We start from the raw sequence: 12,886 nt of genomic DNA, 5'->3' as shown, positions 1-12,886 counted from the left end.
CATTTATTATTCATATTACGTTAAAATCTTCTTTTCAGCTCAATCAAAATCCAAATGTATCTATAGAAAGTTCTCACTAAAGCAAAAGTATTTGGATATTTATGCAATTCTGAAGCAAAAACAGCCATGTATTTATATAACTTTATCCTATGTATTTTTGTCTTTTCATTCCAAAGAGTATGAGGATTGATCATTTTTTTGCATTTTTCTCTTTCAGCCCAAAAGCCTATACTGCATATCGGTAGCCATCCTATCTTTTTAAAAAGTTAAATTTCATGAATCTCTCTTTATCTCGCACCCAACTTGGCAGTTTGTTTGCGATTGGTGCAGCATTTTTATTCAATAGCAAAGCGATTTTTATTAAACAAGCTTATGCCTTATCACCTTTGGTGGATGCCACACTCTTGATGGCGCTTCGAATGGCTTGTGCCTTACCGTTTTTTCTACTGATCTGTTGGTTTAACCGAGAAAAGAGCAAAGGCTTACAAGCAAAAGATTGGGGGCTGCTCATGGTGGCAGGCCTGATGGGGTACTACTTTGCCAGTTGGTTGGACTTTTTAGGTTTAATGTATATCAGTGCGTCTTTAGAACGCATTATCTTATTCCTCTACCCTACTTTAACTGTATTGGCTTCTTGTGTGCTGTATCGCCAAAAACTTTCGGTCAAAAGTATGCTCGCCATTGTGCTTAGTTACGGAGGGACTGTTTTGGTGATGCTTCAGGAGCAACAACATGCGCCTGTTCAAGAACATTTCTGGCTGGGTGCAAGCCTTGTGTTTGCCAGTGCAATCGCCTTTGCTGCCTATCTATTACTAACACCCCCGCTGATTCAAAAATTTGGCTCATGGAATTTTACAGGTCTGGCTTTAACAACCGCTTGCCTTGGCACACTGGTACAATTTTTTTGGGTCACTCCTCATCCTCTATTATTGGTGCAACAACTTCCTGTTGGCGTACTTTGGTATGGTTTGGCACTGGGCTTCTTTGTCACCGTCGTTCCGACTGTACTACTAATGCAAAGTATTGCACGGCTTGGGGCAGCTCAATCCGCCATGATTGCATCGGTTGGCCCTATCCTAACCATTTTATTGGCAGTCGCTTTTTTAAATGAACATTTGAATTTTTGGCAATGGATCGGTTGTTTACTCAATATTGTCGGAATTATGATGATTACCTTATCCAAGAAAAAGCTTGCCAACTAATACCTGCTAACATCAGTAATCGTGCAAGGTTTTTACTGAAAAGCATCGTCTTTTGGAGAAAGGGAGCATTCTGTGTTTTCACTATTCATCTTCAATAATAGCTCGTGAAAGTGCGCCCCCGCTGATGTTTCAGCGAGTACATCATTCGGGTTACGCAGTGGGCATTGCTCTAAGGATAAACAACCACACCCAATACACCAATCCAATTGTTGTCGCAGTTGTAATAAATGCACAATCTGCTGATCTAACTGGGTTTGCCATTGCTGTGACATTTGCTGCCAATCTTGCTTGGTGGCATTTCCTTGTTTCGGTAATGCTGAAAAGGCAACCTTCACTTGTTGCAATGAAATGCCGACTTGCTGTGCTGCTTTAATAATGGCAATACGTCTTAGCATAGAACGCTGATAACGACGTTGATTGCCCGAAGTTCGCGCACTCCAAATCAGTTCTTTTTCTTCATAAAAACGTAAAGCAGCAACACTGACATCACTGCGTTTTGCCAAATCACCAATACTCAACCACTGCTGTGCCGATGGCATTGTTTGCTGATTTTCTTCCATAAACGCTTGACCTCAAGTTAACTTGAGCTTTGATACTAACAAAAATCAAACATAGGTAGAATTTTTTATGCAACATGCCGCATCTCCTGCACCATTTGAATTAAGTAACCCAAAAAAACTTTATAATCCGCGTCCTTTTGCCTATAGTCACATGGCTGAAGTTAGACACTTTTCACGTATACTTCACATTTCAGGACAAGGTGGTGAAAACCAACGAGGACATTTATCTCAAGATTTTGCTGAGCAATTGTGTCAAGCCATGACCAATTTAGAGCATGCACTTGCACATGCCGATGCTTCATTTTTAGATATTGCTGTTTTAAGAGTTCTAGTGGTTGACCATAGCCCCAAGAAACATCAGTTTTTAATTCAGGAAATACAAAAGCGCTGGAAAGAACATAACTTTCCTGCTTGCACACTGATTCCTGTTCCGTGTCTTGCCATACCAGGAATGCTGATTGAAATTGAAGCAACCGCTTATTGCAATTAACCGAACAAGCCAAGGAACTTTATGAATTCTCCACGTGATATTAGCCAAGACAAACCGCTACTGTGGCTCATGGCAGTTGCTTGTGGTCTTTGTGCAGGTGCGAACTATTATTGCCAACCCCTCATCCATTCAATTCAACAATATTTTAATGTGCCTGAGTCACAAGTGGCCTTAACCGTTACTTTTGCCCAAGTGTCTTATGCACTAGGGTTATTGCTGATTGTTCCGATTGGCGACATGGTCAATAAAACCAAATTTATTCCGTTGCTCATGTTCTTCGCGGCAATCGGTTTATTTATTTGTGCCTTTGCCATCAACCTACCTATGCTGTGGTTGGGTACCAGTATCGTCGGACTATTTTCCGTCGCAGCCCAAGTACTGATCCCTTTAGCGACGATGGCGGTAAAACCTGAAAAAACAGGTGAAGTCATTGGTTTCCTTATGAGTGGTTTATTGGTTGGCTTATTACTTTCGACCAGTTTAGCGGGGCTTGTGTCTAACTTATTTCACTGGAAACTGATTTATGCACTGAGCGGTATTTTGACCTTAATCTTGGCTTTTTTATTGAAATCACGTTTACCTTATGTGATGTCTTTTAAAATGAGCTATCCGCAAGTCTTTAAGTCGATGGGGCTGTTATTACAGCAAGAACGTCGTCTCATATTACGTTCTTTAATTGGTGGCTTTGTCTTTGCAGCCATGAGCATTTTATTTTCAACCATCGCGTTGTTGCTGACCTCTAAAACCTATCAACTCCCCGATGTACTGGTTGGGGTCATTCCACTGATTGGTGTATTTGGAGCACTGTCCACACAATATGTTGGCAAATTAGCAGATCAGGGTTATACCACCGTGCTCACTTGGTCAGGTTGCGCGATTATGGCCGTCAGTTGGTATTTCCTATATTTAGGTGGACATAGCCTCATCAGTTATATTTTAGGCTATGGTTTAATTAACTTAGGCTTAGCTGTGGTGCATAGCAGTAACCAGAATATTATTTTCCGCATTCGTCCAGATGCCAAATCTCGCATTAACTCCATTTATATGACCATGTATTTTATTGGCGGAGCCTGTGGTTCGGCATTAGGCGTTTATGCTTGGCATCATGGTGGCTGGAGCATGAGTTGCCTGGTTGGTATTTTGTTGGTTGTGGCAGCGGCTATCTTTGCACTGATTGATTTGCTCAGCTGTAACAAACCACTCAGTCCACATGAAACCTTTCAGCCTTAAGCCTTTTGCATGAGTTGGCCATATCGTTATAGATAATATCAACTCATGCGACACAATCTAGTTAGGAGACCTGCATAACAGGATAGAAAGGTTTCTCAGTATCTAACTGTTCTGCATTTTCCAGTAAGATATACATAAAGATTGGAATCAGTATCGACAAAATACTGCAACCATCTGCAATATAACGTCGATTTACTACACTGTTATAACTGACTCCACCCTGTAAAATTTGATTACGTAAGGTATTTAGGCGAGCAAAAAGAAAGGATAAAATCTCTGCAGTTTTTCTACCCTGTAGGGCTTGATGCACGACTCGTTGCTCAGCTTCAAATTCAGTTTTCCAAGATACTTGGCTGATTTTATGATTATGATAGTCCCAGAATCCTTGATAAATATAAGGATTATCTAAGATTAAATGAAGAGTTTGCTTAGCTTTATGCTCAAACACATACTCAACCTTGTGCTCATGATCTAACTGACTCAGTGCGGTTAAAAATTGCTTCATACTTTGTTGTGGTTGTAATGCTGTACCTTCACGAGCATAAATAGCATTAAACGAAATCCATAAACTGATAAATTTTAAATCCAAATCATCATCAAGCAGCATTGCTTTTTTAAACCAACTGATCCCACGATGCAGTCGTAAATTAAAGGCTTCGGAATGCTCTGCTTTTTTATTTTTAAAAACTTCTTCGAGTACTAACATATCCGTCTCCATTTCTTTATTGTTATCTTCTATTAACCATAACCAATTTGAAGACCGTGCTCAATCAAAAAACAAGTATTGATGCGTTCAATAAAGGAATGGATCTAACAATAAAAAAATCTAAAAAATAGCCCAGCAAACTGGACTATTTTTCATTCTGCAAATTACTTCTTCGCTGCCTGCATATTTTTAATTAGCTCACTAAAATCAAACGTTGCTGCCTTTTGTACAGGTGGATAATCTATCAATGACTTAATATGTTCTCCAATCAATGCCTGTAAAGGTTCAGAAATCCATTGCTTGCTTTGAATAATTTCCGAACGGTCTCGTGTGCTATCAAATGACTCAAATGGATCCTGACGCAAATTGTACATAATTGGGAATTTTTGCTTTTGATAACTATCGTAATAGTTTTCGCTGGTTTCGAAATGTACCTTCCACTGGTTAATACGAACTGCACGCAGTGTTGATTCATGGTAATACAGGAAATTATTACGCTTACTTTCCTCAGACTTACCGGTCCAATAATCTAGATTATTGACACCATCAATATATTGCTTACGCTTGGTTTTCATTTCTTCGACCACATTTGAATCACCCGCTGCGGCTGCCAAAGTCGTAAACAAATCCATATTGGCTTGAATCCCAGTTTTCACCTGACCCGCAGGAATATGCCCAGGCCAACGAACCATCATAGGCACACGCACACCACCCTCATATGTGGTCATTTTTTCACCACGAAAAGGTGTGGTACCACCATGATTTTTGGCACTGTGTTCTGGACCATTATCTGTGGTATAAACAATGATGGTGTTATCTAATACACCCATCTTCTTCATATCATCCAACAGTTGCCCTACTTGCATATCATGTTCAATCATACCGCTTCCATACAAATCATCTTCAGATGTTGCTTTCGCGGCTAAATAGCGATGAGAATCACGTAAATGTGTATACATATGCATACGGCTTGGGTTTAACCATACAAAAAATGGCTTGTCCGATTTTTTACTGCGCTTCATGAAATCAACACTGGCTGCGATAAATTCATCATCCACAGTTTCCATGCGTTTACGCGTAAGTGCCCCCGTGTCTTCACACTTTTGTTTACCCATTTTCCCAAAACGAGGGTCTGTAGTTTCATCATCTGTTGTTGATGCATAACAGTGAAGAACACCACGTGTACCATATTTTTTATGGAACTCTGGGTCTTTTGGATAGTCAAACTGCTCTGGTTCTTCTTCTGTATTTAAGTGGTACAAGTTCCCAAAGAACTCGTCAAAACCATGCACGGTTGGTAAATGTTCATTACGATCACCTAGGTGATTTTTACCAAACTGACCACTCATATAACCCAATGGCTTGAGTACTTCTGCCAAAGTTGGTGTGATAGCTTGAATGCCTAATGGAGAACCAGGACGACCAACGGTAGTCATACCACTACGAATTGGATATTGTCCTGTAATAAATGCTGCACGGCCTGCAGTTGAACTGGGTTGAGCATAATGATCGGTAAACATAATGCCTTCTTTGGCAATTCGATCAATATTTGGTGTGTTATATCCCATTACACCATGGCTATACGCACTGACGTTGGTAAAGCCTACATCATCCGACATAATCACCAAAATATTGGGTGGTTTTGCCACGAGAGCTGTTGAAAGCAAGGCTCCGCCAGCCAAAGCGATGCAACGTGAAATAATATTTTTACGCATGTGTTTTCCTTAACAGATTTTTGAAACTAAAAACATATTTTCAAACCGTTTTATGCAGACAACGATTTGATGGTTCAGCATATAAGGGCTAAATCCCGCCCCATGAGTTACAACAGATTTTCTAATGTGGTTGTAAACGTTTCGCAATGTCATGCTTCGATGTCGTTGCGGTATGAAAAAATTTCTTTAAGCCTGAACATAGGTAATGAAGGCCCACTTCTCCTTCTGGCGTTTTTAAGAAACGGTCTTTCGGACAATCTCCCCAACATAGTTGAAGATACGGACATTTTTTGCAGTATTCAGGTAAGCTATTTGACTTCGCATAGGCGAATTTCTTTTGTCGTTCTGAAAAGACTAAATCACCTTGATGAATCTCTTGGATATTGCCCAGCTTGTATTCTGGATAAACAAAGTGGTCACAGGAAAATAGGTCACCATTGTGTTCTATCGCCAAGGATTTGCCACAGATTTGTCCAGACACGCATTTCTGTGCACCATAGCCGAACATCATGGAAATCACATTTTCGAACTGGTCGATAAATACTTGTCCAAAATCATGCGCTAACCAGTCTTGCCACACGGTTGAAAGAAATATGCCCCAGTCATCCGCGGCAATCGACCAATCCGTTACTACTGAATCGGTTGTACCTGGCTGTGCTGCCGAACTACCGAGTTTCGGTAGGGCTTTCGGGTTCCAGTGTCCGGGGGCTGTTTGTTGGAATTGCGCGCTTTCCATACCCGGAATGAACTGGATCATGTGGGGTTGTACTTGGTCTCGTAGGAAATGGTAAACCTCTAGCGGTTTTTTACTGTTGTCTCGATTCACCACACACAAGGCATTAAACAGTACATGGTGTTGATGGAGTAATTGCGCTGCGTGCATGACTTTGGCATGTGTTGGTTTGCCCCCTTTGTTGTAGCGATGGATGTCATGCAGGTCTGCGGGGCCATCTATGGATAATCCCACCAGAAAATTGTTTTTCTTCAGAAAAACACACCAGTTTTCGTCTAGTAGGATGCCATTGGTTTGTAAGTCATTTTCGATCGTTTGATAGGGTTTAGCATATTTTTTTTGTAATTCGACCATACGTTGGAAGAAGCCTAAGCCCATTAAGGTCGGTTCGCCACCCTGCCAGCTAAAGACTACTTCGTTGCCTGTTTGAGCTTCTATGTATTGCTTAATATGTAACTCAAGCATGGACTCTGCCATACGTGGAGTTTTTGGTTGATGTAACATGTCTTGCTTATGCAAATAAAAGCAATAACTGCAGTCCAAATTACACTGTGCACCTGAGGGTTTAACCATCACATGGTAACGGTAGGTTTGCCCCTGTACTTGTATTGTTCTTAGCCGCGGGGAAGCTGCCTGTATCGGTATTATGCGCATCTTGTCATCCCTAAACCTGCGATAATCTTTAAAGGTACTGAAATGAATTAAATCGACGTAGTCGATAAAGCTGGCTAGCGTATAACGTTGAATTCATCAAGAATTCTGCTTTGCGATAAAAGCTGATCGAGATTTTGACTACACAAAAAACGCATTATCAACTTATTGCCATATTCATCATCCAGATGTGATGTTGCCTAGCCCATATTGATGCAAGATATCCTGAATATACTCATTCCATTTGAGTGACATTTTAGAATATTGACCTATCTGGCACGGGACATGGTTTTTTAGAAAATATCAAATTTTAAACAGATAAAACCACCCAAAAGAATGGTAATCGATTGAATAAAATTAAATAGATGTCAAAAATCTCATACATAGGCATGGAATTTTTGATGTGGAATTTTGTATTCTACTTAGGCTAAATCTGTTTTAACCAAGATCAATATAGATATTCAAATACCTTGAATCCTGTTTTGACGTGAAACTTGACTGAAATATTCAGGGTATGATTTGACTAAAGCCTTGCTATTTAAACTGCGAGAAGTCTCATACTTTTCAACATTACTAAACCCACTTTACATATTGTCCGTTCTGCCATCTACTTCTTGGCTTGAATCAGTTATTCAAATTGTTGACTCGCATTTTCATTCTCAGAAATAGCGTTCTACGCTCCCACATAATAACGACATAAGAAAGTACAGTACGAACATGTAAAAGCTCATATTACTGAGTACTAGTCGCAATAGGTTCCATATAAGAATGTCTCCCTTTCTTAAAGCAACCTACTCAACGAAATGTACAGATTTTATTTTTGTGATAATATTGCGCGCGATTGGCAGCTTCTTGATTAAGAGCAAAGAATAGCGTTTCGTTCTTCGTAATCGCTCCTGACTTCATCCCAATATTTACCTATGGCATCTGATCAAGTCAAATCAATCAGCTTTTCTTTGCCAAGCAAAATATCAGGATGTTTTTAAATTTCGACCTCTCGTTTCTTAACGAAGTTTTCAACCCATGTTTTTGAATGAAATCTATCATTTTCAAAAAAGTAGGAAAGCTCTTCCGATATTGATTCGGATCGTAGCACGATAGTTCAATTTACCATCTGCACCTTTCCTTGCTGTCATTGAGCCCATAATTTACACCACAAACTGTTTTTTTGATTATGGTGTAAATCCAAACTGATTCACCCACCTAAATATAGGGTCACATAGATTCGCGCAGACTGCGAAATATAGATTAAAGGTATGATTTTTAATGACTAATTTAAAAAACATTGAAAACACTCAATCTCCGCGAATCAGTGTTGCACCGATGATGGATTGGACAACCAAAGACTACCGTTTTTTTGCGCGTTTATTTAATCCGAATGTGATTTTATATACTGAAATGGTCACTACTGGTGCCATTCTTTTTGGTGATGCCAAACGCCATCTTGACTTTAACCATGAAGAACACCCAATTGTTTTGCAGCTCGGTGGCTCGAACCCCAAAGACCTTGCAACCTGTAGCAAAATGGCGCAAGACTGGGGCTACGATGAAATTAACTTAAATGTTGGCTGCCCAAGCGACCGCGTACAGAACAATAAGATTGGTGCATGTTTAATGGCAGAGCCTGACTTAGTCGCAGAATGTATTGCCGAAATGCGCAATGCAGTGGATATTCCTGTCACCGTAAAACATCGTATCGGCATTGATGACATGCACTCATATGAAGAAATGCTGCATTTTGTCGATACAGTCGCTAAAACAGGTTGTGATAATTTTATCGTGCATGCGCGTATTGCGTTATTGCAGGGTTTATCTCCAAAAGAAAACCGTGAAGTTCCTCCGCTACGTTATGAAGATGTCTATCGCCTCAAGCAGGAACATCCAGAATTACTCATCGAAATTAACGGTGGAATTAAAACCTTTGCCGAAACAGAACAACATTTACAGCATGTAGATGGTGTCATGATTGGTCGTGAAGCCTATCACAACCCATATTTATTGGCAGAACTTGGACAACTTTGGCAACTGGATGCACCAGACCGTTTTGAAATTATGGAGCAAATGCTGCCTTATATTTCGAAACGCATGGCTGAAGGTGCACCTTTGTCAATTTTGACTCGTCATATTCTCGGTTTATTCCAGAACTTGCCAGGTGCACGCAAGTGGCGTCAGGCACTCAGCGGTGGCAATGCCAAAACATTTGCTGATGTAGAAAATGCAATCATCAACATTAAAGAAGCGATGAAACGAACTGAGGATTATTTACGAGAACAATCCGTCTAATCACAATTCAAGATTTACTCTGTTAAAAAACTCGGTATCTGGTGAATCTAACGATGATCTTTAGAGATCATCGTTGCAAATGATGTCGTAAATATTCAGCACTTTTCTGTATCACTTCATCTGCATTTTTATTCCAAATCATTACGACATCGGACAAACTATTTGCAGCCTCTAAAGGAATGAGCCTCACTTGTTCAGGCAAAATATCAGTAAATTCTTCTGGAACAATACAAATTCCAATCTCGGCGGCAACCAACTGAAGTTGGGACACTTTACGAGACTGAATCGGTGCTTTTTGAGGTGTAAAACCCGCACCGAGACAAAGGTTTGAGACCAAATAACTGAGCCCACCCCGTTCAGCATGCGGTGTCGAGACAAACTTTTCGTGTCTTAACTGCTGAATTTTGATGCTTTTCTCCATCGCCAAAATATGGCTTGGATACAGGGCAACATACAAGGGCTCATGGTAAAGCTTTTCTACATGTAACTCATCTAGGTGATTTAAAACAGGGGGACGAATAAAACCGACATCAATATTGCCATTCTTAAGTGCAAGAACTTGGTCTTCAGAAGATAAAGTATTCAGCTCAAAATGCACATTGAGGTGCCTTGAAGCTTGATTAAATACTTTGACTTTTTCGAAACTCATTGTAACGGTACTTGAGTGTGCAATTTTAATGAGTCGATTTTTCCCGTCTGCAATATCTTTAGATTTTTCAATAATATGTTCTAAGTTCAGCACATTATTTTTAAGCTGAGCATAAAAAAATTGCCCCGCTTTAGTGAGTTTTATTTTTTTATCAGCCCGATCAAAAATTTCAAATCCAACTTCTTCTTCCAAAAGCTTGATCTGTCGGCTCAAAGCAGATTGGGCAATGAATAACTTTTCAGAAGCCGCGATAAAACCGCCTTCCTCAACAATGCTAATCAGATAATTAAATTGCTTAAGTGTTGCCATTATCATCTCAAAATTAGATTAACAGTTATTTTTTCTATATTAGATTAGATTAATTAATTTAACTAGACTGGGCTTAAGTAGCTTAGATAAGAGAAAGAAAATGGGTTTATCCAAACAAATATTGGTGCTAATTGGCATCATCGGTGCGCTTCTATTGCTCAATTTTTACGATGGTTTTATTGCGAAACAAACGGGAAAAAGCACACAGCCAATCGAGTGGTCTTTTTTACAAGACTAATTTCTATCGATGCTTCAACTATATTCATTTGGCTTGGCATAGAAAAAGTCTCGACTGTTTCCGATCTCTAGCCAACCCATGACCATCTATAATTGTGCAAAAAATTTGTTTCTAGGCGTATGCAGGATTTCACTAAGGCATACTTTTCTATATTGGTGTGACATAAGGTTTTTCTGAGTTCAAAAATCATCGGAATATTCAATACATTTCCTTGTAATTGCATCTCCAAACAACATCTTTTTAAAAAAGATGTTCTTTTGCACTATATTTGCAATTCATTCGTAGGTGTGTTTTAAGAACTTGATAAGTTTAAAAACTCTTTTTCTTTTTTCTATTCATTTAAATTTTTTATCAGCTATGGGTGACATAAATATATTGATCTATGTCGCCCAATTAAACCTAAAATCAGCCTTGTTACTTCGCTTTGATGTGATCTAATTTTTTTAGTACTTCTGCGACTGCAATCATAGCAAAACTAGACGTGACCACGACTGCCGAACCATAACCACCACAGCGCAAACCAGCACTTGGACAAACATCCGCACTGGAAAATGGATTATCAATCGAATACACACAAGTAATTCCAAATTTTTCTTTAGGTTTCTTACAAATCCCTTTCGAACGCAACTGCGCACGCAATTTGGCTAACATCGGATCTTGTTCAGTTTTGGATAAATCTGCGACTCGAATTTTTAGTGGATCAAGCTTACCGCCAGCACCTCCCGAAACAATTAACGGAATTTTATTAAAACGGCAATGTAACATCAGCGCCAATTTGGCTTTGACATCATCAATGCAGTCTAAAATTAAATCAGGGGCATTGCTGAGCAACTCTTTGACATTGTCTGGCGTTAAATAATCATCAATCAGATTAATTTTAATTTTCGGATTAATTGAGCGGCAACGTTCTGCCATGACTTCAATTTTTTCACAGCCCAGTGTTGATGTCATCGCAGGTAATTGACGATTAATATTTGAGGCTGCAACCACATCCATATCGACCAAGGTCAGCTCACCAATACCTGTACGCGCCAAGGCTTCCACTGCCCAAGAACCAACGCCACCAATTCCAATCACCATGACATGACTTTGTTCATACCCTTGAAATGCTGGTTCTCCATAAATTTTAGCTACGCCAGCAAAACGGCGGTCATATTCATCATCTAGGAGTAAATCAGTCATAGGGAGATCAAATCAGAAAAAGAATCGCGAGCATTTTATCAAATTCAATTTAAAAGTTGCGGATTAATATTCAGTCCAGGCACTTGGGAACTGGATTGCATCAGCTTTATTTGCATTCAATACATAAGTCTTACGTTGATTCATGGGCAGTTGATCTGAAGATGGCGACAATGTACGAACATAGTGATATTTCATACGCCATGTATTCGCTTGTTGATATTCAATATTCAGTACCAATTTTTCTAAGTCATGACAATGTTCCCCTGACTGGGCATAATCTTGTTCCGAAAAACAAGCTCTAATCATTCTTGAGACAGAAAATGGAATATTCTGAAAAATCTGTTGATATTGACCCTGAGGATTGAGCTGTAAAAAGTCCGCCACTTCTTCCGTCATGCCCCCACCCGAGTACATCTCATCCCAACGTTGAATCAAAGCAATACTGTAATCTTTATCATTGATGGGAAATAACACGGGATAAAGATGTAAAGCATCAGTGCGAACAAATTTACCATTTTCATCGAGTAAATCTTCTGGTGCGACAGGGCCATCCACAGTCCAATGTGGATTCTGCGTAAGTGGTTGATAATTTGAAAAATCCCAATAATTACGTAATTGATAACTTTGCGCATTTTCTTCTAGCTCAAATAGTTTCAATTTGGCAATTACATAATGATGTTTAGGCTGATTCGGAACCTGATAAAGTTGCCATGTGGCAGCAGTCTCACAGGAAATCTTGAGCTGAGAACAAATACTTTCTCGCTGCGCCTGCGTAATTTTTTGTGCTTTTAATATCTGGGCCTGCGGATTTGCATGGCTCCAAACAGGAAATAGACATACACATCCAGCCAATAATAATTTCAACATACAAATGATCTTAAAATTTTGTTTTATATGTGAATCATACCAGAGCCTTAGCTATAAAGACTCTGGCAGAT

12 protein-coding genes and 1 pseudogene are annotated in these 12,886 nt (G+C 39.5%); 5 read left to right on the top strand and 8 right to left on the bottom strand.

The genetic code is table 11. The features are described 5' to 3' along the window. Positions 1 to 275: 275 nt before the first annotated feature. Positions 276 to 1,202: a DMT family transporter gene (locus C3F34_RS09580; protein ID WP_104441467.1), complete on the top strand. Its 927-nt coding sequence runs from the start codon at positions 276 to 278 to the stop codon at positions 1,200 to 1,202. Between the two features lie 32 nt (positions 1,203 to 1,234). Here the strand turns inward: C3F34_RS09580 and soxR are convergent, their stop codons facing one another. Then, positions 1,235 to 1,762 (bottom strand): redox-sensitive transcriptional activator SoxR, encoded by a 528-nt coding sequence (soxR, locus tag C3F34_RS09575; RefSeq protein WP_044738984.1) that lies wholly within the window; start codon positions 1,760 to 1,762, stop codon positions 1,235 to 1,237. Between the two features lie 67 nt (positions 1,763 to 1,829). On the opposite strand from soxR, the gene C3F34_RS09570 reads away from it, so the two are divergent. Next, the gene (locus C3F34_RS09570) at positions 1,830 to 2,252 is read left to right on the top strand and encodes a RidA family protein (protein WP_016166162.1); all 423 of its coding nucleotides are present in this window, start codon (positions 1,830 to 1,832) and stop codon (positions 2,250 to 2,252) included. A 21-nt stretch (positions 2,253 to 2,273) separates the two neighbouring features. Continuing rightward, complete coding sequence (locus C3F34_RS09565; protein WP_044738985.1) at positions 2,274 to 3,482, top strand: MFS transporter; 1,209 nt, start codon at positions 2,274 to 2,276, stop codon at positions 3,480 to 3,482. Between the two features lie 61 nt (positions 3,483 to 3,543). Here the strand turns inward: C3F34_RS09565 and C3F34_RS09560 are convergent, their stop codons facing one another. The 4 genes and pseudogenes from C3F34_RS09560 to C3F34_RS09545 all read right to left on the bottom strand — a co-directional run. Further along, positions 3,544 to 4,188 carry a HEPN domain-containing protein gene (locus C3F34_RS09560; RefSeq protein WP_104441466.1) on the bottom strand — a complete coding sequence of 215 codons (645 nt, stop codon included), beginning with the start codon at positions 4,186 to 4,188 and terminating at the stop codon, positions 3,544 to 3,546. A gap of 164 nt (positions 4,189 to 4,352) precedes the next feature. Beyond that, entirely contained in the window at positions 4,353 to 5,903 is a 1,551-nt protein-coding gene (locus C3F34_RS09555; RefSeq protein WP_104441465.1) for an arylsulfatase, read from the bottom strand. Positions 5,904 to 6,024: 121 nt separating this feature from the next. Beyond that, the gene (locus C3F34_RS09550; RefSeq protein WP_104441464.1) at positions 6,025 to 7,290 is read right to left on the bottom strand and encodes an anaerobic sulfatase maturase; all 1,266 of its coding nucleotides are present in this window, start codon (positions 7,288 to 7,290) and stop codon (positions 6,025 to 6,027) included. Between the two features lie 732 nt (positions 7,291 to 8,022). Continuing rightward, a pseudogene (locus tag C3F34_RS09545) lies at positions 8,023 to 8,432 on the bottom strand (integrase); the annotation flags it as partial. A gap of 121 nt (positions 8,433 to 8,553) precedes the next feature. Here C3F34_RS09545 and dusA point away from each other — a divergent pair. Then, positions 8,554 to 9,570 (top strand): tRNA dihydrouridine(20/20a) synthase DusA, encoded by a 1,017-nt coding sequence (dusA, locus tag C3F34_RS09540; RefSeq protein WP_104441463.1) that lies wholly within the window; start codon positions 8,554 to 8,556, stop codon positions 9,568 to 9,570. 67 nt (positions 9,571 to 9,637) lie between these two features. Here dusA and C3F34_RS09535 read toward each other — a convergent pair whose 3' ends face one another. Further along, positions 9,638 to 10,528, bottom strand: a complete 891-nt coding sequence (locus C3F34_RS09535) for a LysR family transcriptional regulator (RefSeq protein WP_044739006.1) — start codon at positions 10,526 to 10,528, stop codon at positions 9,638 to 9,640. Between the two features lie 100 nt (positions 10,529 to 10,628). Here C3F34_RS09535 and C3F34_RS20410 point away from each other — a divergent pair, with 100 nt between their 5' ends. Then, positions 10,629 to 10,766, top strand: a complete 138-nt coding sequence (locus C3F34_RS20410) for a hypothetical protein (protein ID WP_016166166.1) — start codon at positions 10,629 to 10,631, stop codon at positions 10,764 to 10,766. Positions 10,767 to 11,180: 414 nt separating this feature from the next. Here the strand turns inward: C3F34_RS20410 and C3F34_RS09530 are convergent, their stop codons facing one another. Beyond that, a complete protein-coding gene (locus tag C3F34_RS09530) occupies positions 11,181 to 11,948 on the bottom strand; it encodes a ThiF family adenylyltransferase (RefSeq protein ID WP_016166167.1) in 768 nt (255 codons plus the stop codon). Between the two features lie 63 nt (positions 11,949 to 12,011). Continuing rightward, on the bottom strand, positions 12,012 to 12,815 hold the full coding sequence (locus C3F34_RS09525; RefSeq protein WP_052662052.1) for a hypothetical protein: 804 nt from the start codon (positions 12,813 to 12,815) through the stop codon (positions 12,012 to 12,014). Positions 12,816 to 12,886 lie beyond the last annotated feature (71 nt).

The organism is Acinetobacter sp. ACNIH2 (assembly GCF_002934965.1).
In the GTDB taxonomy this organism is placed as follows: Bacteria; Pseudomonadota; Gammaproteobacteria; order Pseudomonadales; family Moraxellaceae; genus Acinetobacter; species Acinetobacter tandoii.
Note: the sequence above shows the minus strand (reverse complement) of the source record. Positions and strands in the feature narration are given on the sequence as shown.